We start from the raw sequence: 25,130 nt of genomic DNA on the forward strand, positions 1-25,130 counted from the left end.
GTATAGGGCGCAGCCATATCGTAAACCCATTCATACACGTTGCCACTCATATCGTAAATACCGAGTTCGTTGGGCTGTTTCTGCTTGACTGCATGAATGCCGCCGTCGCTGCTCGTCCAGCCGACCTGCGATAGCGTATTGCTGCCGGAATAGGTGTATCCTTTGCTTTTGTTGCCGCCTTTGGCTGCAAATTCCCATTGTGCTTCGGTAGGAATTTGGAAATTCATATCATCGGGAATAAGCCCCTGATTGTGGGCTATGTCATTCAGGCGACGGGCAAATTCCACGCTTTGGTTGCGGGTGATGCTGGCGACAGGTGTCGTGTTGCTACCTCCGCCGGAACCCATAACGGCATTCCATAGAGCTATGGTTACTTCCGTTTCCCCGATCCAATAGGAGGAAAGCGTTACCTGATGTTCATGTGCCTGATTTGCCCTCTGTGTGCCGGGCAGTGCCGCTTCCGCATCCGACCCCATCGTGAACGTACCGCCCTCGACATAAATCATCGTAAACCGAACTCCGTTTATCGTATAATCCGCCGATGCGCCGGAGGGAGGAGTAACAACCGTTGCTTCGGGAGTGAATCCGTCGGATACGATGCCTGCGCTCATGTTGCCGGCGACATCCACCGTCTTCAATGTAAACACATACTCGGAACCGTTCTTCAATCCGGCGATTACCGCCTCTTGTCGTCCTTTACCTATCTCTATGGCTGTTGTCCCGCCGGGAGAATAGGTAATGGACACTTTGGCAAAATCCGCATCCGTGGGGTCTGTCCAGCGTAAAGTCACCTTGCCGTTGCCTGCTTCGCCGGAGAGTTCCGACACTTCGGCGGGAGGTGTCACATCGCCCGGATCGACGGAAACGGGGATACACGGGGGCGTAACGACGCTCCGTCCGGCATTGCCCGCCGCATCTACCGTCGTCAGGGAAAACGTATATTCTTCGCCGTTTATCAACCCCGTGATCAGGGCGGTCTGTATGCCCTTTCGGGCGAGAATCGCTCCTTCCCGTTGCGGGTAGGTAATCTCTACATGGTCGAAATCGTCCTCTGTCGGATCGGTCCAATTCAGCGTTATCTGTCCGTCTCCGACAATCGCATTCAAGGCGGTAACCGCCGAAGGAGGAACCGTATCGGGTTCCTCGAAAGTTTCATTTTCGCCACATGCTGCAAACAGCAGGAGCGACAAGAGGGGAAAAACAGCCCATACGTGCCGTTTCCCCGTCTTCGATGATTTTATGGAACTACATTTCATGTTTTCTCTGTTGAAAGTTATTCTTTGAAAAAATCTCTCGGCGTATAGTTTCCCACTTCGTCCAGTTTGCCTCCATATACTGGAAAGAGGCTTGCCTCGCCGTAATTCCTGATGCGCTCCACGTTTTTCAGGATTTCCATGTCCTGTGCGGAAATCTCGAAATTCACGTCCGCATTCGCTTCCATGTGTTCAGGGTTGGCGGTCTTGGGCAGAGGGAGAAGACCGAGTTGCAGGCAATAGCGGATGCAAAGCCGGGCGACGCTTACGCCATACCGGTTTGCCATATTCTGCACATGCCGATTCTTCATCATCTCGCCGTGTCCCATCGGTGAATAGGCTTCCACGAGCATATCGTGCTTGTGGCAGTAATCGACAAGCGAAAAGGGCGTATTGCTGACATGTGCCAGAATTTGGTTCACCATCGGCTTCACATCGCCGTTCCGCAACAGATTCTCTATATCTACCTGCTGAAAATTGCTTACGCCGATAGCCCGCAGACGACCTGCTTTGTATGCCTTTTCCATCGCGCACCATGCGGCGAGATTGCCTTCGAAATAGTGATTGTCCTCGCGGAAGGCAGTCCACGGCTGCGGTGCATGGATAATCATCAGGTCGATGTAGTCGAGCCCCAACCGTTCGAGCGAGCCTTCGATGGCGGCTTGCGTTCCGTCGTAGTCTTTGATGGCAGCATCGAGTTTGGTCGTGACGAAAACCTCTTCCCGTTTCAGTCCGCAGGTACGGATACCTTCGCCCACGCCACGCTCGTTGCCGTAACCCTGCGCCGTGTCAAAATGGCGATAACCGATTTCCACCGCACGCCTTACGGCTTCCGCCGCCTTGTCATCGTCAATCATCCATGTTCCGAGTCCGAGTTTGGGGATTCTCACCCCGTTGGAGAGCATAAAGCTCTCCGATAAAATCTTGTTGTCCATCGTTCTTATTTTTATTTGTTCATTGTACTCATGTCGATCACATAGCGGAACTTCACCTTGCCGTCCAGCACATTCTTGTACGCCTCGTCTATGGTGGCAGCATCGGCAGGGATTATTTCAACCTCCGGGTAGATGCCATGCGCTACGGAGTAGTCCAGCATCTCCTGCGTCTCCTTGATACCTCCGATAAGCGAAGCATATACCTTACGATGTGCCGCCGTCAGTATCATTTGCAGCGTATTTATTTCAGCTTTACCGTCAAGCCCGACAATGGCAAGTTCTCCTCCCATTTTAAGCATACGGGCGTACATTATCGGGGTAAAGTTTGCAGGAATGGTACTAAAGATAAAATCGAAGGAATTTGCAAGCCCTTTCAACTCCTCTTCATTGTTTACATTCACATAACGGCTTGCCCCCATTCTTAACGCATCGCCGCGTTTCTCCTCCGTGATGTCGAAGACCGTAACGTCCGCTCCGAGATCGACCAGATATTGCACGGCCATGTGTCCCAAACCGCCATAACCGGCTACGGCAACCTTTTGTCCCTTCTGCACATTGCTGAAACGGATAGGCGACCATGTCGTGACCCCTGCACAAAGCAGCGGGGCTATACGTTTCATGTCTGCATCTTTGGGAATGGATATGGCAAACCGTTCGCTTACCACTATATTGTCGGAATATCCGCCCTGCGAGAGTTCGCCGCCGTGATACTTGTCGGGATAATCGTATGTGAATGTCGTGCTGTTTTCGCAGAACTGCTCCTTATCCGCATCGCACATGGAGCATGAGCCGCAAGAATTTACCATGCAACCCACTCCGGCGTAATCGCCCACCTTGAATTTGGTCACGTTCTTGCCGACAGCGATAACCTCTCCGGCTATTTCATGTCCTAACACGCACGGTGCTCCGTTTCTCTCCTTAATACCCTCTGCTTCGTGTATGTCGCTATGGCAGATTCCGGCATAAAGGATTTTAATTTGCACATCATTATCGCCAATCGGATGGCGTGTAAACTCATAATCGTGAAAATGTCCGTCCTCGGCATGGAAGGCAAAGCCCTTTGCCGGAATACGGTCGTTACTTTGTTGTGCCTGACTTGTTGCTACTGCCAGCAACAGGCCGGCAATCAATAATAGATTTCTTTTTGTGTTCATAATCGCTTCGTTTTTAATTTCTGTTGCAAAATTAGGGAGGTTGCCTTTGCCGGCCGATACCCCCACAAAGGCGATATTTACCATTTTTACTTTTTCCGGCGGAATTATCCGAAAAACCGCCGCAACTACACAGTAAATCACTACTTTTGCACCATAAAAAAAGATAGTATGGATGTAATAGAACTGAACTCGATAGAGACCTATTGCCGGGTATTCGAGCTGCCGTTCACTCATCCGCTGGTTGGAGTGGTGGAGTGCAACGAACCGGAGAAGCTGAAACCCTATATGATCAATTGGGGATTTTACGCCTTGTTCCTGAAAGACATGGCGAGTTGTACCATCACCTACGGCAAGACACGCTACGACCACGGCGACAAGAGCATCATCGCCTTTGCACCGGGGCAGGTCTGCGCGTTCGAGGCCATACCGGGCAAAGACCCCAAGTTCGTCGGTGTGTTGTTTCATCCCGATTTCATTCACGGCACGGGATTGGGGCGGAATATCCTGCGCTATTCGTTTTTTGCATACTCCTCCAACGAGGCCCTGCATCTTTCCCCTTCGGAGTTCCGAATCATCCGCAACCTGATAGAGATTATCGGGACGGAACTCGAAATGGCGACCGACGACCATACGCACGGCATCATCTGCGATAACATTCAACTGTTGCTCGACTACTGCGTGCGTTTCTACGACCGCCAGTTCACCGAGCGGCATGAACTGAACCGTGACGTGTTGCAGCGTTTCGAGAACCTGCTCAACGAATACTTTATCAGCGGCGATGCCGAACGGTTAGGACTGCCGACCGTGAACTATTTTGCGGATAAGATAAGTCTGTCCCCAAACTATTTCGGGGATTTGGTCAAGCGCGAAACGGGAGTGTCCGCCAAAGAATACCTGCGGAAGAAATTGTTGGAAGCGGCGAAAGAACAACTTTTGAATCCGCAGAAAAGCATCTCACAAGTCGCCCAATCGCTCGGTTTCCAATATCCGCAGCATTTTGTCCGGTTCTTCAAAAGCATGACAGGCACGACACCGGGCGAGTTTCGGGAGAGGCTGCATAGATGATTGTCGATAGATGAAAAATCAGGGCTTTATTCCGTTCGAGGCGGAACAAAAACGATTCACTTCGTCCCTTTCGAGGTGGTGCATTCTCCCAGACGAGTGGAGTAGAACCGTCGTGGCGGAATATCCTTGACGACAAAAGACCCGAATCCGGACCACCTCACCGGCTCGCCGAAGGCAAGGGTGCGCTTGGTAATCTCGACTGCCTTGTCGAGAATTAGGGCGATTCGGTCCTGCGACATTGCACTGTTGAGTTCCAGTGAAATGGTCCGGATAAGGGCTTTCTTGTTCATGGATTATCGTTCCCTGTATTTTCGCTTACAGATAATCTTCCCTATGCGGGGTGAACACGTCCACCACTTCACCGCCTTCGAGCACCTCGAACGAATGAGGTATGTTGCCGGGGATGGCATAGGTGTCGCCGGCGGTCAGTATCACGTCGATGTCGGCCGGAGCCTCCACTTTCAGACGGTATTTGCCTGAAATGACATACCCGCATTGTTCGTGCGGATGCTGATGGGTGGTGGCGAAATTGCCTTTCACATAGTTCATCTTCGTTACCATCGATTTCTCGCCGACGGCGAGCGAATCCAGCGACACGCCCTTGAACACACGTTTGAGCGCATCGGCTTTCTTTACTACGATTTTCGTTTCCATTTTTTCTTGTGTTATTACGGGTTAAGTATAAGTTCCATCTGAATGTCGCCGCGCACATACGCCGGATGGTATTCCTTCAATTCACGGAAGCCGAGTTTCCGGTAGAGCGATATGGCCGGACGCAGGACGGTGTTGCTTTCCAGAAAGAGTTTCCGCGCGCCCGTTTTGCGTGCCTTATCGATAGCCGCCTCACAGAGCATTCGGCCTATGCCGAATCCCCGGCTTTCGGGGGCGACGGCGAGTTTCGCCAGTTCGTAATCGTAGCCGCCGCTTTTCATTTTGCACATGGCGCATACTCCCACGGGATCGCCGTTGTGGAGCGCGACGAGGATAAAGCCGCCTCGGTCGATGATATGCGTCTGCGGGTCGTCGAGAAGCGCCGTGTCGTGCGGTTCGAGCTCCCAATGGCGCGTTATCCAATATTCGTTGAGCGATTGAAACGCTTTTTGATATTCCGGCGAGTAGGACACGATTTCTACTGCCGATTGCTTGCGTCGTCTCTTCACCTCCTTCACACGTTCCAGCAGGGATTTCTCCCCCAGAAGGTATTCCCATTCGTCGATTGCTCTCCACAGGTCGTGCGTTGCTTCCCGACAGATACCCTCGACGGCCTTTTCCACGTCGGCGCATGTCTCCTTGATGGAGGCGGCCATTTCAAGTCCCTTTCCGGAAAGGCGCACGAGGTTGCATCTGCCGTCGGAACGTTCCGTATCGCCGGCAATCAGCCCCCGGGCTTTCATTTCCTTCACGATGTTGCTCACCGACGGGTGGGAATGTCCGATTTCGTGGGCGATCGACGTCACGGTCTTCGCCTCGCCGCCCGCCAGCACGAAGAAAACCGGAAACCATTTGGGCTTGAAATCGTTGCCGTACAGACGGTATATGTCGGCAGCGTCCGCCGTGATGCGGTCCGTGAGCAGCCGCAGCCTGCTCCCAATGGCCATTTTACCTGTTTTGTCGAAAAATTCCATACTTGATTATTTTTATCGTTCTTAAATACGTAATCAATTACGCAAAAGTATGTATATTTTTTCATCCGGCAAAACAAACCGCCGGAAAACAAGAACGGCGAGTTGTTTCCGCACGTTTTTTTAACAGAATCGCCCCTGCCGGATTTTGTGGCAGGGGCGATATCTATCCGGCATGCGTTCCGATGCACCATCGTGTATGCCTATTTCATCAGTTCCTCGAATATCTTGACCACATATTCGGCAATCTCGCAGTCCTGCGCTTCCGTGCCGCCACCCACTCCGATCGCACCGACAATCTTCCCATCGGCGAACAACGGATAGCCGCCGGCCACGAGAGTAATGCGCGGGTCGTTCGTCTGAATGCCCATCAGCGGGGCACCTTCGGCGGCCGCTGCCGCCACCTCCTTTGTTTTACACTGCGTCACGGCTGCCGTGTATGCCTTGCCCGGTACGAGCGTGATGCTCAATACCAGCGCATCGCCATAACGACGATAGACACGGGGCAGTCCATGACGGTCGGCAACGGCAAAGCTGATGTCGATACCTAATTCCTTACTTTTCTCGCGCGCTGCGGCGCACAGTCTGTCGCACACTTCGTCCGACAGAATCTCTTTGTTCGTGATTTGAGCCATACTGAATGTCGTTGAGAGGATTGCAAGCAATCCTGCGGTTAATAATCGTTTCATACGTTCTTTGTCTTCATTCGACGGCAAAATTATATAAGCAGCTATCTATAAGCAATATGTGATAAATTTATCACAGTATGATTCTTTCCCCATATCGCAGGATTTGGCTATTTTTGCGTCCTATAAACTATCGAATGCGTATGTATGAGTATAAGATACCCCCGATCGATCTGGACTGCGGCGTTACGATTACGCAATATGTCATGGGTGCGAAGTGGAAACCTTACCTGATTAACTGCATGACGAAGGGCATTCACCGCCCCGTGGAGTTTCAACGAGTGATAAAGGGTGCGACCCGACGTGTGCTGGTGCAGCAATTGGGCGAACTGGAATCTGTCGGGATCGTGCGCCGTGTGGTGCATGACACCGTGCCGATGAAAACGGAGTATTTTCTAACGGAGTTAGGCGAGTCGCTCGTGCCGATTATCCGCATGATGGATGCGTGGGGCAACGAACATCGCGGAATGTTCGACGAAATGGGCAATATCCGTGCGGCAGACACCGAATAGAAGATGGCATGTGTTGCGGATCCCGGGCCTTTGTGGGCCGCCGGCTTTCCGCCGTTCACGCCGCGATCTTTTGAAAAACTGCGTATCGACCTCCGAATTAACAGGAAACAATTTGTCGGATTGGAGAATAAGCCGTAACTTTGTGGCATAAATCTCGGATAAAAGAGTTTTGTAATCCTCATCGGAGGGCTCGGATATATGGGCCGGATAAGATGACCGGGTGGAACCGATCAGATTATCCGACCCATTTTTGTTTGAGCATGAAAAGAGACACCATCGATTTCGGACATGACAGCGTGTCCGCATTGTTCCGCCGGATGTTTGCGGCCCGGTTGCTTGTCGGATTGTTTCCGCTGTTCCCCTTGCGGCTCGGAGCGGAGGGGATATGGCTTGCGATGCCGATAAGCGAGTTCCTTACTTTGTCTTGTGCGGCGGTCTTCTTTCTCAAAAACAGATGAACATCGATATGGAACTGATAAAGGTTATGGAAAAATGGCCGGATTTCGATAAGTTCGATGCCATTAACACCGAGGCTTTCCCGGACGACGAGCGTCTGCCGTCAGTGGAATTTCTCGACATCGTTTCAAGATTCGGCTGCCGGACGTATGCGGCCTGCGACAAGGACGAAACGGTGGGCTTTGCAGCCATAGCGCATTGAAGCTGGCTTTCCTGTGGTTTCTTGCCGTTGATTCCGAACGACGAGGCGGCGGCTATGGCAGCAAAATCCTCGACTTGCTGAAAGCGAAATTTCCCGACTGCCAGCTCGTCCTGGATATGGAACAGGTGGCGGACACATCGGCCGGCAACCCGGAGCAGCGCAGACGCCGGCTGAAGTTCTATGAACGCAACGGATTCCACCGGACTATGGTCGGAATCTCTTATTTCGGGATGAATCTGGAGATAATGGTTACCGACCCTCCATTCCGGATGGAAGATTTCGAGGCGATGCTGCGCAAACTCCCCGCAAGCGATTTCAAGCCCGTGATGTATCCGTTGTAGTGCCGTGCATCCATACGAAAGTTCGGTTGTCGGGTAAGTGATGACTATTTCGTCCGCAGCGGCACGAAGACGATTTTTCTGATGCCTTTGGAAACGACGAACTCTTTGCGTTTCGGGGAATAAAATCGGCGTGGTGGAATGTCCTTGACGACGAAAGAACCGAATCCCGACCATTTTACGGGTTCACCAGCCGCAAGGGTGCGTTTGGCAATCTCGACCGCCTTGTCGAGAATCAAGGCGATTTCGTTCTGCGGCACGGGCGGGTCGAGTTCCTGCGAAACGGTGCGGATAAGGTTTTTCTTGTTCATGTTATTTATATTTCCTACTACTCTATTAAGGATTATCAATATCTACTCAATATGTTTATTGTTTTCCTACATTAACAACAAGTGAGACCTCTATAGATTAGTTTGCTTTGTTTTTCCCCTATAGGCACCCGGATTAAAGTAAACCTAATTCTGTTTGCAATCCGACTGTATGTAGATGTAAAAACAGCCCTACTTTATACTTCGATTTGTATGGGTCAATCGAATAGTCCGTTTACCAAATTGACGGCATCATCCTTCTTTTGGTTGATGATTTTTGCGTACACCTGCGTCATCTTTACATCGGCATGGCCGAGCAGTTTCGAGGTGGTGTAGAGGTCTGCTCCAAGGGTCAGCATCATCGTGGCAAAGGTGTGCCTCGCGGTGTGAAATGTAAACCGCTTGTCGATACCTGCGGCTTTCGCCCAAGGTTTGATAAGCAGGTTCATCATCGACGGACTGGGCAAATCGAACACATGATCGTCTGCTGTCTTTTCTCCTCGTTCCGGCATCCACTTCAACGCTTCAGGAGAAAGCGGCAGATAAATCGGTTCTTTGGTCTTCTGCATGGACACTGCCAACCGATATTGTCCTCTATCGACGAAGACATCTTTCCACTTCAATCCAACAATATCGCTCACGCGCAATCCGCAGAAGCAGGAGAACAAATAAGCGGACTTTACAGCCTCATTATTCATCGGAGTGGCAATCAATGCCCGCACTTCCTCGATAGTCATATATGACCGCTTGCTCTCCGGCAGACGAATCTTGTCCGAATTATTGATTTTGGTAAACGGATTGACTTTGATAATCTCCTCACGAACGGCAGCGTTCAAAGCTCCATTCAGGATACGGTAAGGTGTGGAGTGTAAAGTTCGACACACGTTTCCCTTTTGGGCGATATTCCGTCATCAGATAATCGAGGTAGTCCTGGCAGAATGCTTTGTCTATCCGATCCATTGTCATTCGTTCTCCTGCATAATCTTTCAAAATGCGAATGGTAACTGAGATTTGGTTCCCGTCTTTCTTTCCCCATTTTGCCTGATTCTCTTTATACGTATTCATCCAATCAAGCAAGAATACCTTTTCCCTATTCTCGATCCCTGCCTCTCCATTCGTCAATTCAATGATGCGTTTCGACTTGATGGCATTGGCTGCGTCCATCGTAACCAGATTCTGTTTCCGAGCATTATTATCCGTTTCCGGGATGATATACATTTTGAGGTACTCGTATGTCCGCTTTCCGTCGCGGTATATATCCAGATACAAACTCTTACTTCCGTCACTCAGCGGTTTCATCCGAAGACGGATCGGTTCTTTGACTTTCGTCGGCTTCTTTACTCGTGGCATAAGCAATTCCTTTTTTCGTTATTTCTGTCGCAAAGGTAGAAATAATAATCCAAAACAAGGAACAAATAAGAAACAAAAATGTACCAAATAAGGACCAATCAACCGAAAATAATGAAAGCAACTGAAAAGAAATATACCCTTATAAATAGCTATAAAACAGCGTATTTATTTTCATTTGTTTGGTTGTTGTTTTCATTTCAGATATGTATTATATAAATCTGGTAAATTTTAGCATATGCAGATAATAAGTGAGACTCTCCACGTCCAAGAAGTGTATGACTTTGTTATATACCATCTTGGCGTGGGGCTATTACTTATTATTTATATGCGGGCTTACCAGAGCCATGATGGGATAATATAGTATATAGCTCCCACGCCTTTTCATCATGCATGGGAGCATAAATAAATTAAAAGCACACAAATAATTATGAATGAATTAACTTGTCCCTGTTTCATGAAAACAGATCTTGAACTCGCGGTTGACAAATTATCCTTTCTTGAAGAAAACTATTCCTGCATGAATTCTCCCGAATATCTTAAGACTCTTCCCAAACATGAACTGTTATGTTGCTTGTGCCTGATCGATGTAGTTATACTTTCTATCAAGCAGAAACGTTATACATGTACAATCACAGAGCTGATTCGGTTATATGAATGCAGAGAAAATATTATTTTGGTAATTTTCGTAAAATATAAATTCCATCCACGCCTGTAATATCTTCAGATAAACAGACATATCACGGGAAGTGAACAGAATACCTCTTATAGATTTACTTCTAAAAGAAGCTATCTGTTTCGCGGAAATAGAAGGTTAAGGGATACAAGGTACGGATACAAGGCTCTTAACAATAGCAGGCAAACTATCCAAAACCATCACAGGATTATCCGTAGAAACAAGATTCACACCCAACGTTACCATCTCCCGCAAATCTTCAGGTGTATTGATGCCCTGTACATTCACAGTCATCCCCAATTCCTGCGCTTCCCTGATCCATTGAGGGTGGTCACGATATTCTTTCCGATGATAATGAATTCCCCGTATCCCCATTTCATAGACCTCAGCCGGTGCCATTCCCCCTTTGAGACAGGCCACTACCGCCTCCGGATCAATCCGAACGAGCTCTTTGCATATATCCAAATTAAACGTGATATACTGCACCTTATTCTCCACTTTATAATACCTCACCGTATCCAGCACAGCCTTTACCACAGTCATATTTCTCTCGAAACTATCATGCTTCTTAATCTCGATAAAAAGTTTGGTTGGAGATTCCGACTGCTTAAGTTGCACAAGAAAATCCTTCAATTGAGGTAACTTTTCACCATTAGACAGTTTCATATCTTTCAATAAATCATAATCGGTATCTTGAAAGGAAAGACCATTCATTTTTTTATCATGCCCTACCACCAAATAACCGTCTTTAGTGAGCCATACATCCATCTCCGAGCCATAAAGCCCCATTTTTTGGGCATTCTTCAAAGCGGTAACCGAATTCTGTGCCGCTCCTTCCGTATTCCAATACCCCCGATGGGCAACAATGCCCGGCTCCCGGTTTCCTCCGTTCTGAGAACGGAGAGAAACACTTGGGCAAGCCAAAAAATAAACTAATACACAAATCGAAAAAACACGCATATGTTTTAATGATAATAATTACATAATATTATATTTATACCTTTGAAAGTACGCTACTTCAAGGTGACCATCACATTAACGGTAGAAACCACTTCCATCTCATTCGCTCCATCAACTGATGAAACAAGCTTGTAGGAAACCGCTTTATCAAAATCGACAGCAGAAGAACCCGAAATCTGCTCCACATCATTTATATAAACCTTATCTGATGGAGAAAGCGTTTCAAAAACCGGAACTAACGCACCTGTATCCGTACCTTCGGGAAGAGTCACATATAAATCGAACGTAGTATAATCAAAAGCACTTCTATCCAATATACCTGCCACACCGGCTACCCTGAAAGATTTAAATTCGGGATAATAGCAAGTATACAGTTTATAATGACGTTCCGTCCCTGAATAAGCCTCCACCAAGATATCCATCGGAGAGGATAAATCGTACTTGGTATTTGAGGAATATAACCGATCGTTTATAAATACCTTGGTAGAATCGGAAGCGATTGAGAAATTCAATTTCTGAGACATGCTGATAGATAAATCCTTATTGTTATATCTCATTTTATAGGGCAACATCAACAACCACTCATCATTCTCCTTCTCTTCGGCATATATCTCGTCATAATAAATTTTAGACGAAAGTTTATCGATATCCGTCACATTATCTACCACGTTGACTATAACAGAAGCCGTGTCTACCCTCATGTCTTTACCCAAGTCCAGATAAGTGGATGCCACACACACCACCCGGTAAGTACCTGGTACGGAATATGAGTAAGTGAATACTCCCTTATTGACTACCATACCGGTATTGTTCTGACTCCGTAATTCATAATTATGCGACTCATCGCCTGTGAAAATAGCTACCTGATCGGCAATACCTGTGAACTTAACCACCATTGACTCATTGAGTTGAAGCGTAGTCTTATCTACCGTCATTCTTGCATAAGGAGTAGCAGACGACTCGTCTTCACAAGCTATAAACAGCAAAGTCATACATGCCCCCGACAATATTCTATATAGAACTTTCATATTCATCTTGATTACTTTTTATGATATTAATAACCCGGATTTTGCATAACCGCTCCTTGAGAAAGGTCAATCTCGGCTTGAGGGATCGGGAACAGTTCATTCACCCCTTTCCGAAAATAAACTCCCCGCTTGTTGGTATTCGCCAATCCAAAAGCCTTTATTACTTCCGCAGCACGTTTTTGGCGGACAAGATCAAAGAACCGGTCCCATTCGAAACATAACTCTTTGCGACGCTCCGACCAGATCTGATCGCGCATGTAACCATATCCACCGGCCAAATAAAGATTTCCGTTTCCGTCGATGATATTTGCCTGCCGTTTATTAGTATTTAACTGTTCGAGCGCACGGGCTCCTTCACCACATTCATTAAGAGCCTCGGCATAAATCAACACTACTTCGGGATAACGGATTATCCGCCTGTTTTTACCATTGTCGCCCGTATATAAAGGTCTTTCCTTAATGGGTGTATACCATTTCAAAGTCAATTTCTGTTGCGGACCACAGTCGAGCATCTCCAAATCGGGAGCACTTTCCTTTTGGCCTACCATACTCCTGCGACGCGGATCGGTTCCGAACATGGATTCCAAAATAGCTTCCGTAGCCCACATTAACGGAGAATTACAATAAAGCGTCTGATAGATAGCATCACCTTCATTGTCATTTCCAGTAGAACCATCTCCCGATTCCTTGAAAACAATTTCAAAAATAGAACCTTTGCAAAATTCTCCGGACTGGAAAAACTGTTCGTAATACCTCAGTACATTTCCATAGAAATCCTTATATTCAAGAGAATATGCTCCTTTCAGCATCGGAAGTGTAGTCTCCGGCAGTTCATAGGGATCGGCAGAATGATTCAGCGCTTTAGGTTTGAACCAAAGACGTTCGCGAAGCTCTTCCCAATCTTCTTCGGAAGCATCATAATGCAATATGTCACCAAAGGTCATTGTAGTTCCATCTACAAAATACTCACCCAGCCGAACGACTTCTTCCCATTTTCCGGAAGGTATGCCGGGAGTGGCCTGATACATGAGTACCTTCATAAGCAATGCCACTGCCGCACTCTCACTGGCCCTGCCCGCATCGTCGTCAATAAACTTCGCAGGAAGCATGATAGCCGCTTCACGCAAATCTTTTTCTATGTAAGCGTACACCTCCTCTGCCGAAGACCGGGGAACAACCAAGTTGTCAACCATTTCTATCTCCGGACGAATAGGTACTCCCCCATAAGTTTTCACCAGATTAAAATAGAACAAAGCCCGCAAAAACTTTGCTTGTCCCAATATATAACGGATATCACGATAAGATGAATATTCTTCATCCGCCAATCTCACCCTGTGGGCATTAGCAATCACCTGATTGGCACGATATATACCTTTATAATTAATGGTATACCTCTTCTGAATCCATTCATTGGACGTATTAAAGCGGAAATTGACCAATTGCCCCATTTGGGTAGTCAAATCTTCATCGGTTCCTTTCACATCATCTCCACATGCCTCACCAAAACGCCAGTCACACTGGTTATAAACCTCCATTTGTAATACATCGTACGTGGCATTCAATGCTGATTCCAGTTTATATTGAGTATCATAAAAATTCTCATCCGTTGAATAGCCGAGCACATCTTTATTCAAGAAGTCTTCACACCCAGTCAAGAAGCAAACAGCTAGGCTAAATATCGTAATTTTAAATACTGTCTTATTCATATTCCCAACTTTTATAAAGTAATATTTAGTCCAAAAGTAAATGAACGTGCCTGTGGATAGTTTCCATGATCAACGCCCATGCTAAGATTATTGCTCTCGGTTCCGGAGACCTTGCCCACTTCCGGATCAAATCCATTATAGCCCGTCAATGTCAATAGGTTATACGCTCCGACAAACATCGACAGATTCGTCAGATGCCAACGGGAAGTCAGCTTGTTGCTGAAATTGTAAGTAAGCCGTACTTCCTTCAAACGTATATACGAGCCGTCCTTCACCATGAAATCGGAAGCCCGAAAGTTACGGGCTTTATCCGAGCCTCGTAAATCAGGAACAGAAGCATCCAGATTTTGCGTAAAGAACCGGCGGCTATCGATCGCATACTCTTCTCCTCCCGACCAATGCTTATCACGAATGTCGGCATATACATTTCCCTGAGCCGCATTATTAAGGTAGTAATCCATCACATTAAAAATCTTATTACCAGTCTGTCCCTGGAAGAATAACTTCAAGTCGAAATTGGCATAACTGAATGACATCGGGATACCAAAGACAAAATCAGGCAGAGGTGAACCCAAATAGGTACGATCTTCGGCAGTGATCTTTCCGTCATTATTCAAATCTTTAAATCTGAAATCGCCCTGCCGGGTAGATAAATCGAATTCATTTTTACCGGCATCATACTGGGCACTGGCTTTCACCTCGTCCAGAGAGTTGAAAATCCCGTCTGTCACATACCCGAAGAAACTTCCAATAGGCTTACCTACCGCAGTTTTCGTCACATAATCAAGAATACTCGATTCGCTAAGATAACCTCCGTAAACCGGTTCGTCACCCAATCCCAAACTTACAACTTTATTCTTGATATAAGACACGTTGAAACCAATTTCATATCTAAACTTTTTAATCTTGTTACGGAAATTGACAGACAGCTCCACACCACTGTTACGAACCGAACCGGCATTGGTCATCGGGGCATCATCATCCACATTATCGAAGTCATCGAATCCGGTAGAAAGCGGAACGGGCACACGTAAAAGCATATCAGTCGTCAACTTGGTAAACCATTCCAAGCCTAAAGTCAAACGGTTGTTGAACAAACCGAGATCCAATCCCACGTTAAATGTCTCGGTCTTCTCCCAATGAATGTCCGGATTGCCTATCAAAATGGAAGTGGTGCCCGGATAAACCCGGTGATTGCCTATACCAAACGAATAATTCTTTTCGGTATTCAAAAGAGTATAACGGGAAAGTTCGTTGATACGATTGTTGCCTAACTGTCCCCATCCAAATCGTAACTTACCAAGCGAAAGCCAGTCTTGATTTTGCATAAACGGTTCGGAAGTAAATTTCCATCCCACGGATACGGAAGGGAAATATCCCCAACGTTCGTTTTTGGAAAAGATAGAAGAGGCATCGGCACGAAAATTAGCTTGAAAAAGATAACGGTCGAGGAAATTATAACTTAAACGACCTACAAATCCCAATGCAGTCCATTCATTATCCAGTCCGGCCGCATCATCACCGGTATATCCGCTCGACAAAAACCAAAGATCGGAAGAATTGCTCGCAGTCCCTTTACGGGTACCTTCCATCCAACTGTTTTTATAACCTTCGGCTGTCTGCCCCAATAGTACAGAAATATCGTGTTTTTTGTCCTTCCAGGCAAAAGTGAACAGGTTATTGATCTCCCACTTGTTGGTTTGGTTACGCCGGTTGTAAATCCGGGTCAGATCGTTGGGCATCGCAAAGTCTTCATCCAGTTTATTAACCTCATAGAAACGTGACCGCTTCCCGATAACAAGGTAATCGGAAAATTTAAATTGATAAGTCAGCAACTTTCCTAATTTGGCAGTGAGGTTCAAATTCAAATCAATACGATGATTTTCTCTTTTATTGTGATTCCGGTCTATCACGGCAATGGGATGATTGGAATTATAATTTCCCCTGTAATTGTAAAGATATTCCAAAGGGCTCTGATACAAAGCCTTTTTCAAAACACTCTCACTTCCTTCGGGTACAATATTTCTATTTTCATTTGTATAGAACATGTTTGTAGTCATATTCAGCCAGCTATTCAACTGGTTATCCAGATTCATGCGCAAATTAAACCGTTCGTAACCGGAAGTTTTTACAATACCTTTTTCATTATAATAACTTCCACTGACCATGTACTTATGCCGATCCGTACCACCAGATACAGATAAATTATATTGTTGTTTCAATCCTGTTTGTGTTATCGCATCCCACCAATTATCCGGAGAGTTTCGTCTGATAGTATCTACTTTAGTATATTTGAGATTATCATAATAATAACCTCCGTCTTTGTCTTTAGAATAATACAATCTACCGTCTACCGAATAAATACTGTTTCCCGAAACGTAATCCCTCATCAATGCATACTCTTCTGCGTCAAGAACATCGATTTTCTTCCAAGGATTCGAAAAGCCCACAATCATATCGAAACTAATTTTCGTCTTCCCCGAAGCACCGCCCTTGGTTGTAATCACCACTACTCCATTGGCCGCACGCGCACCATATACGGCGCTCGAAGCCGCATCTTTCAGTATTTCGATATTGGCAATATCATTCGCATTCAGATGATCGATACCATCGACTATAAAGCCGTCGACCACATACAAAGGGTCCGCATCATTAACGGTTCCCGTACCCCGAATCTTAATAGTAGAACTGCTACCAGGAGCACCGGTATTCTGTATAATATTGACACCGGCAGCTTTTCCTTGCAATGCCTGCAAAGGTGAAGAAACCGGAATATTGGTTAGCTCTTCTCCCGACACGGAAGATATGGAACCCGTAATATCACTCTTTTTCTGAACACCATAACCAATGACCACCAGTTCGTCCAACTGGATATTCTCTTCATCCAGTAATATTGTCAATGGTTTATTATCACGTATGATAACCTCACTGGACCTATATCCCATATAAGTGATTTTAAGGATAGTACCGACAGGCACTCGCATAGAGAACTTTCCATCTATATCTGTTATCACACCGTTTTTGGTTCCCTTTTCCACTACGGTAACACCAATGAGCGGTTCTCTGTTCTTACCATCCAGCACCTCCCCCGAAATCGGTAGAACCGACTGCGCATAAGAGGATACTATGTGGACGATAGCCATGATAAACACTGCCATCCTGGGTAATATATCTTTATTCATCTGCTAATAATTAAATGAAGCGGTTATATAATGGTTATAAAAAATATTTCATCCGTGGATTATGCGGAATAGATGACCTCACCCGCAGATGAAATATGAAATAACAGAAAACACACTGAAAATCTGTGTTTTCATACTGGCATCAGATCATTTTTTAATAATCAGATTGGAAGACGAAACGCCTTTTGTGCTTTGTACATTTATCAGATACATGCCTTCGGCCAGTGAAGACACATCGACAGCGTTCTCGGACGGTTTATCCACAACCTTAACCAGTCTGCCGACAGAATCATAAATTTCGACCTTTTTAACGGTTCCTGTTGTTTTCACAAAGAATTTATCACTTGCCGGATTCGGATAGATCTGAGCTTTGTTTCCTCCGTTCACAGGAATATTTTCAATGGAAGTCCCTATCTCCGCACGTGTACGATATTCGATATCCAAATTATCGGCATCTTTTATAGGATCATAATCCGGTTTACGATAGTGATAACAATAAATACCTTCACCCTCATTAATGGCAAAAATAACATCACCGCCCAAATTTCTCATAGAATGTACCTTGTCGCCTTCGCCCGGCTTGATATTCGTTACACGAACAGGAAAATCGGATTTACTGTCTACCCGGAATAATTTTTCCTGCCACTCCTTGTTCTGCACACTCGAATCCCAGTAATACATACTTCCGGAAGCCACAATCGGCTCTTTCACCCAAGCATTAAGTTTGCCTGTACCTAAATCAGAGTGCAAATAAACATCCTCCCCATCTGTATAATGCAACTCTCCACCAAATCCCAACGGCATACCGGTACCTCCAGAATTGGCCGAAAACATATAAACACCATCAAATTCCACTCCCGCATCCGGAGAACTGTTTTTGGGTTTTCCATCTGTTCCAGGAACATTTTCATTGACATCGAATGCACCATAATTACCCGGTTCCAAATTGGTAAATGCAAGCTCGGAACCATACTCCTCATGCCAACCACGGAAATATATTTTTCCATTATAAGGAATAGGACTGGCATCGCTCACCCAACCACTCTGAGGACTGTTATTCTCATCCTTCCCCGGCCGGGTATCATAAATAAGATAAGTTCCCTCTTCCGTACCGTCACTGGCAAAAGGTTCACCGCCGTATTCGTAAGACCAAGCCTGAAAAAAAAGCTTTTCATTGTAGAAGTTAACCATATCATCTATGGCTGCACTCATAGTAGCGCCTGCAACTTCCGGATTAGGCTCTACATTCATATCTTTCACTAAATGTGTTCCGGCTTCCGTCCCATCAGTTACCCAAAGCTCCTCACCATACTTTCCATCTTTATCATCGGCCTTAAAAAACACTTTGCGACCCACCCGGCAATACGGACTGTAAGGAGAACCATTATCTGTCCCGGGATACCCCATCTTACATTCATAAATCAATTTGGTTCCTTCTTCGGTTCCGTCACTGACCCAAAGCCAATGTTGACCGCCATTATACTCCTCGCTGTCAAAATTCTTAGCAGCAAACACAAACTGAGTTTCATTCAATTGCGTAAAACCTTTCGGATCGGAAGAAGCTAATTCATGAATATCCTTCACCATATAAGTACCCTGTTCCGTTCCGTCAGAAATCCAGAGTTCCGCTCCGTTAACACCATCGTCTGCCTGAAAAACGACTTTATCATTAAACCGCGTCAACCAAACGACATTAGAACTTGTCGGCCCGGGAATGATATCTTTCACAATCCTCGTCCCGTCCGGAGTTCCATTCGTCACCCATAATTCCTCTCCGTGCGCAGCATCCGTTGCCGCAAAAAAAGCAAGGTAACCTTTCTCCTTACTTCCGGCAACCGTTATATTCTTTTGTTGGATAAGTTTACGAGTATTGTTAACAAATGCAGTTACCCCTTCTGGTAAGAGACTTCGTAATTCACCTCCCGGATCACGAGTAAAATCACCTGATGTCTGAGGTTGTCTTCCTCCTTGAGCAAAAACACTTCCCATAGCAAATAATGAAAAGACAAATAAAAAGCACAACTTTTTCATATTCTATAAAATTAAATTAAAAAAAGACTGAATAACTCGTATTTTACGGGATAACCAAAACTTTGTATTAATGTAATCGTTGTGTTTCTACATTTTTAATTCGAGCAAGTGTGTTCTTTTCCTTTCATAGTACAAAGATACACGACCCCGATGACAAAAATAGATCAAAACCATTACATATATGATACAAAAAGAAAAAGAACTACCGGTTAAATACCTTGTAAAAATGTAGTAAAGAAAGACTCCATTAATACCAGATTTTGGTTATAACACCTGCTATATGAATTCTCTGTTTTCTTTCATATTTCCCGGGTGCATCAAGAATAGAAAGAATGCATCAAGCAGGTACAATAGGTTATTAAAACATCACAAATGTACGGTCAAGGCAACTAAACGAATGTTAGAAATTGACCAAATATTACAAGATTTTCGTGAAAATAACCCTTCAAAGCCACGTAGTATCATTTAAATATTTTTTTCATTCGAATTACAACATCTATTCGAGAACAATATCAAACTGATCGTAAGACTCTGTCCGGTGGGCTAAATGCTTAGTCAATGCCGATATTCCGAACAACGGCGAATAGGTCCTGACCTTAATCGTTTTCCCATCAGGCATGAATTCCAGTATACGGAGCCATCCGTCACCACCATTTCCTTCCGGACCGCCTCCCAAAAACTGTACGTTGAACATCATCTGATGAATCGGTTTACCAGATGTATTATTGTCGATTCTGTATCCGACATTATCTTCGTATTTACTATTTCCATTACCGGTATGTCCACATATCAAAAGGCGGATATTGGAAGAAGGATAAAGTAGCTTTTCCCATATTTGAGTCCCTACGTTCATAGGAGAAAGCGCATACTTTTCTTTATCACGGATAGTACCGCCTTTCGGGGGGGTACCGGGATTAAGATATCCGTGGGTCATAAAGATGACTTTACTATCCTTATAAGTTTCGCTTGCTACGAGTTTTTTTGCCCAATCGAGCACCTCATCCCGTGGAGCAAACTCACTGGTGATAATCAAAATCTTTCCCCATGTCGGTTCATTGAATTCGAAAGCGGCATTCTCTAAAGAAGCAACACCGTTACGGTTTGGAATTGCACTGACACAAAGGTCTCTCCATGCCGTATTCCTTTCAAAAGGAAAATATTCGGGGAAATGCGTCATTCCGTTTTCAGAGCGTTTATAACCATATTCATGATTACCTGTCGATATGATGTAAGGAACCTTGTTATCGAGCCTGGCAAATGCCTTCGAACTGGCTTCCCACATTTCGCGACTGGTTTGATTAAGCATCTTCCGGTTACGCACAATATTCTCATTTTGCTCTACGACATCTCCCGTACATAACACTGCTTTAATCTTTAAATTTTCAATATGATCTACAATCCATGCCGTACACAATTCAAACAAAGGCTGATTAATATCGTACTTGACATATCCCTGCGGATCCCCCAAAAGAATCATCGAGAATGATTCCGGATCAATCAGATGTTGCTGGTCGGCTCTCTTTTGAGCGCCCAAGCCTATCCAAGCTCCTGAGACAACAGCTAAACATAAAAAGAACTTTCTCATAATTTACATTTCTCCTTTTTTTATACTTTATTCTAAATACACACATCTCAATATATCCTTACCGGGATTTTCCGGCAAACATTTTGTCTCTACTGCTAAACAAAGTCTTTCGGCAACACACCAAACTGTTTTTTAAAACAGCTCGAAAAATAAGAAGGGGTACTGAATCCCACCATATAAGCTATTTCCACAATTCCGTACTCTTTCTCCTGTAATAAAGCAGCCGCTTTCTTTAGCCGTGTAAGCCGTAGATATTCATTAGGCCCTATTCCCAACACTCCTTTCAGTTTTCTAAAGAAATTGGACCGCCCCATGTTCATCGCTCCCGCCATATCATCGACAGATAAATCAGGATTCTCCAAATGCCGAGCTACGTACTCCTCCAACTTGCTGATAAACTGTTTGTCGGCCTTCGACTGCGCTATGGTGTCAGCTTTAATAAAGGGAGATTCCATAAAGTGCCGGCACAGTTGTTCCCTGTTTTTCAGTAGATTGGCAACAGTAACACGTAAATATTCTACTGAAAAAGGTTTCTCGATATAAGCATCGGCACCATGCTCCAATCCTTCTATTTTCTGTTCCATAGCAGTTTTTGCCGTGAGCAACACAACGGGAATATGACTGTAATCCAAATTAGATTTCAGATGTTCACACAATTCCAGTCCATCCATTTCGGGCATCATAATATCCGTAATTACCAGACTTACCCGGGCATCGGAAAGAACCGAAAGTGCTTCCACTCCATTACCTGCCACCAGTACATGATACAAGCCGGCAAACTGGCGTTGGAGAAACGACAACATATCTTTATTGTCTTCTACAACCAGAATCGTCGTCAATTCCTCGTTTCCCATTTCCAAACTCCCCATTTCCGGCTGTTTCTCCGGTAAATCGTTAAGTTCTTCATTACTGTCCGGTACGAGGCATGGAGAACAGTGTACAATCGGAATAGAAAAAATAAAACAATTACAATCCAGCGAACGATCCATCACCAAGCTCCCACCATGCAATTCCGCCAATGAACGAGCCAGTGCCAGTCCGATACCCGTTCCCGATTCCACCTTATTCCCATCCCGATAACGCACAAAAGGTAGAAAAATATTATCTCTCATTTCCAATGGAATCACTTCACCGTCATTGTCCATTACAATCAAAAGACTACTTTCCTCATCATCGGCAGACAAGTACAAGTGTGCATAAGTCCCGGCGTACTTCAACGCATTAGAGAAAAGATTACTCAATACTTTAATAATCGCTTCCTTATCGACGCCCGCATAAATATCCGCTTCAGGCAACTCGATTTTCAAGTCGATCCCCCTTTTACGGGCAAGCGGAATGAAACGTTTGTACACCGAATGAATGACAGCTCCCATATTACATTCCGCAAGGTTAAGTTTAAACCCTTTATTCCCTGTTTTCCGAAAATCAAGTAATTGATTGGTTAAAGCCAATAATCTCTCGGCATTCTCATCCATAACCTCCAGTTCCGTTTTTATACTTTCCGGCAACGCTTTCTCTTTCAGTACACTTTCAAGAGGACTTTTAATAAGAGTAAGCGGAGTACGTATCTCATGAGCCACGTTGGTGAAGAATTCTATTTTCGAAATATACAGTTCCCTTTCTTTCTCCTGCTCGAATTTTTCCATATCACGCCGGTGTTTTTCGACTCCCCTTCTTCGGAAATAGAAAAACACAGAGCAAATTAATCCCAACAGAAGTAATATGTAGACAACATAAGCAGCCGTAGACAAATAAAAAGGAGGGAGAACCCGTATCTCAAGCGAACGGATTTCCGGATTCCACAATCCGTCACTATTAGCTCCCTTCACCATCAGTCTGTAAGTATCAAAAGGCAGATGCGAATACGTAATCGGTGCATTACCGGCGACACGCCATTCAGAATCATATCCTTCCAATTTATACATCAATGTATTCATCTCAGGTGCATGATATGCAAGCGCAGCCACACGAAAAGAGAATGAGTTCTGGTCCGGTTTCAAAACAATTTCATCGGATAAGGTAATGCTCTGCTTTAAAGGAGACCCCTCATCACCCACCGTCACCCTCTTGTTGAAAAGCATAAAGTCGGTTATAACAACGGGTGGCACATAGTCGTTGCTTATAAAAGTGGAAGGATCAAAAGAAATAAACCCGTTAATACTCCCGAAATACAGGTTACCGTTCTCATCCTTATAGCTGGACTGATAATTGAACTGGTTATCCAGCAACCCGTTGGCCCGTGTGTATACCTTGAAAGTCTCCTTCTTCGGATTAAAACAAAGCAGCCCTTTATTGGTAGAAATCCAGAACAAGCCTTTATTATCTTCTTCAATCCTGTAAACGACATTACTCGGCAGTCCTTTTTCAGAATCATAGCAAGTAAAATCGGTAGTGGACGGATCAAAACGACAGAATCCTCCTCCCTGGGTAGTAAGCCAAACGCGGTTCTCGCTATCTACAAAGACAGTAAGTACTTTATTTGAAGGAAGACTGCGCGGCTTATTCTCATCGTGCACAAAATGTTCCCATTTCTTCGTCCGAATATTCTGTCTGTAAACGCCGTTAACATAAGTCGCAAGCCACAGGTTTCCCTGTTTATCCTCGGTAATGTAATAAACAAACACTCCCGACAGTTCCGGAACAGAAGAGAATGTATCCTTTTCCGAATCATAACTTATCAAACCGGAAGGCGTTCCCAGATATAATTGTCCGGAAGTTGTCCGGAAAACAGAAAAAATGTTTTTCGGGAGATGGGCATAATGCTTAACCTTCCGAGTTCTCAGATCAATTTTGTTTAAACCTTGCGAAAAGGTACCTACCCAAAGAGCATCATCATCAAGACAGAGCCCGTGAATATTCTGATAGATCAAAGGATCTTTAAAAGGTTCTACCGAACGTGTTACCGGATTAAAATGAAACAACCCCCTGTCTTCCGTACCTATCCACAAAGTCCCGCTTCGGTCTGCGCAAAATTCTCTGACGCGTTTCCCCATCCGGTCTGTTTCCGAGCGAGGATAGAACTTCTCAAAATAGGTATATTGCCGAGGATAATAGTTCACTCCGCCAAACCAGGTTCCCACCCACATTCCTCCTTCACGATCTTTACAAACCGCGTAGACCGCATTATCGGATATGGAATAGGAATCACCGTATATACTTTGCAAATGAGTTGTTTCACCTGTACGTGAATTATATACATAGATACCGGACTCCGTACCTATCCACAGGACATCATCGGAATAGAAAACCATCTCTCTTACAAAAAGACTCTCTCCGGCAGCAGCAGTGCCCGGGAGCAGGGAAGACAATGCCCCGGAGGTTAAATTCACCTCCATTAATCCATCGTCTGTCCCTACATAAAGGCAATTATAAGGACCGGGAAGTAACTTATTGATTCTTTTGCCTTTGAAGGGCGCTTTGATTTCTGGAGAGAAAACAGGTTTCAACGTATGAAGCCCGTCTCTGGAACTGTATAGATTACCATCGTGTATATCCAACCAACACACGTCATCCTGATCAAACACAATCTGACCAGCATTCCTTAACCGTTTCTTTCCGGATGCATCAGTCTGTAAATGTTCCAATGTACCTCTGTTTGTATCGTAACAAAAAATCCCTTGCCTTTCCGAAACAATCCAGACCCTTCCTTTACGATCGCCTTTTATAGTATGAACAGTCTGTTCAATCGTAGTATTCAAATTGCTCTGTATAACGAAGCGTTCCACTTTCTCTCCAGAAGGAGAGTAAATATAGACTCCGACATCCGTACCGATCCATATCTGCCCGAGGCAATCTTCGTACAATGATGTTATAAAATTATTTCCGAGCGTTCCCGACTCTTTCATAAATGTTTGGAAAGAGACTCCGTCATAACGATTTAGTCCATCCTTTGTACCAAACCACATGAACCCGAAACGGTCCTGAATAATAGCGGCGACAGTATTCTGCGACAATCCGTTATTAATGTCGAGCGAACGGAAAGCATAACGCCCCATACCCGTACCAGCAAACATAGAGGAACAATATAATATCAGAAAAAAGCAAAAGATAAATACACGACGTGTTTTCATACTATATTTCTTTT

General features: G+C 45.1%; 20 protein-coding genes and 1 pseudogene. 4 read left to right on the forward strand and 17 right to left on the reverse strand.

Features of this window, described 5'->3' with window-relative positions:
• The 3 genes from QVP90_RS10320 to QVP90_RS10330 form a co-directional block, all read right to left on the reverse strand.
• Positions 1-1,256 (reverse strand): SUMF1/EgtB/PvdO family nonheme iron enzyme (locus tag QVP90_RS10320; protein ID WP_288204264.1); only part of this gene is annotated, 1,256 nt, incomplete at its 3' end.
• A gap of 17 nt (positions 1,257-1,273) precedes the next feature.
• Entirely contained in the window at positions 1,274-2,188 is a 915-nt protein-coding gene (locus QVP90_RS10325) for an aldo/keto reductase (protein ID WP_021936359.1), read from the reverse strand.
• A gap of 11 nt (positions 2,189-2,199) precedes the next feature.
• Positions 2,200-3,342 (reverse strand): NAD(P)-dependent alcohol dehydrogenase, encoded by a 1,143-nt coding sequence (locus QVP90_RS10330; RefSeq protein ID WP_264381021.1) that lies wholly within the window; start codon positions 3,340-3,342, stop codon positions 2,200-2,202.
• A gap of 168 nt (positions 3,343-3,510) precedes the next feature.
• Here QVP90_RS10330 and QVP90_RS10335 point away from each other — a divergent pair, with 168 nt between their 5' ends.
• Positions 3,511-4,407, forward strand: a complete 897-nt coding sequence (locus QVP90_RS10335; protein WP_196213579.1) for a helix-turn-helix domain-containing protein — start codon at positions 3,511-3,513, stop codon at positions 4,405-4,407.
• A 56-nt stretch (positions 4,408-4,463) separates the two neighbouring features.
• Here QVP90_RS10335 and QVP90_RS10340 read toward each other — a convergent pair whose 3' ends face one another.
• From QVP90_RS10340 to QVP90_RS10355, 4 genes are all read right to left on the reverse strand, one after another.
• Complete coding sequence (locus tag QVP90_RS10340; protein ID WP_021936361.1) at positions 4,464-4,697, reverse strand: HU family DNA-binding protein; 234 nt, start codon at positions 4,695-4,697, stop codon at positions 4,464-4,466.
• A 25-nt stretch (positions 4,698-4,722) separates the two neighbouring features.
• The gene (locus QVP90_RS10345; protein WP_021936362.1) at positions 4,723-5,061 is read right to left on the reverse strand and encodes a cupin domain-containing protein; all 339 of its coding nucleotides are present in this window, start codon (positions 5,059-5,061) and stop codon (positions 4,723-4,725) included.
• Positions 5,062-5,075: 14 nt separating this feature from the next.
• Positions 5,076-6,032: a bifunctional helix-turn-helix transcriptional regulator/GNAT family N-acetyltransferase gene (locus QVP90_RS10350; RefSeq protein WP_021936363.1), complete on the reverse strand. Its 957-nt coding sequence runs from the start codon at positions 6,030-6,032 to the stop codon at positions 5,076-5,078.
• Between the two features lie 200 nt (positions 6,033-6,232).
• Positions 6,233-6,718 (reverse strand): GlcG/HbpS family heme-binding protein, encoded by a 486-nt coding sequence (locus QVP90_RS10355; RefSeq protein WP_021936364.1) that lies wholly within the window; start codon positions 6,716-6,718, stop codon positions 6,233-6,235.
• A gap of 140 nt (positions 6,719-6,858) precedes the next feature.
• On the opposite strand from QVP90_RS10355, the gene QVP90_RS10360 reads away from it, so the two are divergent.
• On the forward strand, positions 6,859-7,227 hold the full coding sequence (locus tag QVP90_RS10360; RefSeq protein WP_224203253.1) for a winged helix-turn-helix transcriptional regulator: 369 nt from the start codon (positions 6,859-6,861) through the stop codon (positions 7,225-7,227).
• A 235-nt stretch (positions 7,228-7,462) separates the two neighbouring features.
• On the opposite strand, the gene QVP90_RS10365 is transcribed toward QVP90_RS10360, so the two are convergent.
• Positions 7,463-7,675, reverse strand: coding sequence for a hypothetical protein (locus QVP90_RS10365; protein ID WP_224203254.1), 213 nt, complete (start codon positions 7,673-7,675; stop codon positions 7,463-7,465).
• Between the two features lie 6 nt (positions 7,676-7,681).
• Here QVP90_RS10365 and QVP90_RS10370 point away from each other — a divergent pair, with 6 nt between their 5' ends.
• Both QVP90_RS10370 and QVP90_RS10375 read left to right on the forward strand, forming a co-directional pair.
• Entirely contained in the window at positions 7,682-7,885 is a 204-nt protein-coding gene (locus tag QVP90_RS10370) for a hypothetical protein (RefSeq protein ID WP_224203255.1), read from the forward strand.
• Complete coding sequence (locus tag QVP90_RS10375; RefSeq protein ID WP_021936367.1) at positions 7,882-8,226, forward strand: GNAT family N-acetyltransferase; 345 nt, start codon at positions 7,882-7,884, stop codon at positions 8,224-8,226. Before QVP90_RS10370 ends, QVP90_RS10375 begins: the two co-directional genes overlap by 4 nt.
• 44 nt (positions 8,227-8,270) lie before the next feature.
• Here QVP90_RS10375 and QVP90_RS10380 read toward each other — a convergent pair whose 3' ends face one another.
• The 9 genes and pseudogenes from QVP90_RS10380 to QVP90_RS10420 form a co-directional block, all read right to left on the reverse strand.
• Entirely contained in the window at positions 8,271-8,534 is a 264-nt protein-coding gene (locus tag QVP90_RS10380) for an HU family DNA-binding protein (protein ID WP_224203256.1), read from the reverse strand.
• A 215-nt stretch (positions 8,535-8,749) separates the two neighbouring features.
• Positions 8,750-9,881 (reverse strand): annotated as a pseudogene (locus QVP90_RS10385) (tyrosine-type recombinase/integrase).
• An 811-nt stretch (positions 9,882-10,692) separates the two neighbouring features.
• A complete protein-coding gene (locus tag QVP90_RS10390) occupies positions 10,693-11,478 on the reverse strand; it encodes a glycerophosphodiester phosphodiesterase family protein (protein ID WP_224203258.1) in 786 nt (261 codons plus the stop codon).
• Between the two features lie 89 nt (positions 11,479-11,567).
• The gene (locus tag QVP90_RS10395) at positions 11,568-12,548 is read right to left on the reverse strand and encodes a hypothetical protein (protein ID WP_005930575.1); all 981 of its coding nucleotides are present in this window, start codon (positions 12,546-12,548) and stop codon (positions 11,568-11,570) included.
• A gap of 20 nt (positions 12,549-12,568) precedes the next feature.
• Entirely contained in the window at positions 12,569-14,248 is a 1,680-nt protein-coding gene (locus tag QVP90_RS10400; RefSeq protein ID WP_005930572.1) for a RagB/SusD family nutrient uptake outer membrane protein, read from the reverse strand.
• Between the two features lie 11 nt (positions 14,249-14,259).
• Complete coding sequence (locus QVP90_RS10405; protein WP_224203260.1) at positions 14,260-17,430, reverse strand: SusC/RagA family TonB-linked outer membrane protein; 3,171 nt, start codon at positions 17,428-17,430, stop codon at positions 14,260-14,262.
• Between the two features lie 147 nt (positions 17,431-17,577).
• The gene (locus tag QVP90_RS10410) at positions 17,578-19,461 is read right to left on the reverse strand and encodes an ELWxxDGT repeat protein (protein WP_005930566.1); all 1,884 of its coding nucleotides are present in this window, start codon (positions 19,459-19,461) and stop codon (positions 17,578-17,580) included.
• A gap of 496 nt (positions 19,462-19,957) precedes the next feature.
• Entirely contained in the window at positions 19,958-21,046 is a 1,089-nt protein-coding gene (locus QVP90_RS10415; protein ID WP_005930564.1) for a metallophosphoesterase, read from the reverse strand.
• Positions 21,047-21,141: 95 nt separating this feature from the next.
• Complete coding sequence (locus tag QVP90_RS10420; protein ID WP_021936371.1) at positions 21,142-25,116, reverse strand: hybrid sensor histidine kinase/response regulator transcription factor; 3,975 nt, start codon at positions 25,114-25,116, stop codon at positions 21,142-21,144.
• Between the last annotated feature and the right edge of the window lie 14 nt (positions 25,117-25,130).

The organism is Bacteroides sp. CAG:189, from assembly GCF_000432295.1.
GTDB lineage: Bacteria > Bacteroidota > Bacteroidia > Bacteroidales > Bacteroidaceae > Bacteroides > Bacteroides salyersiae.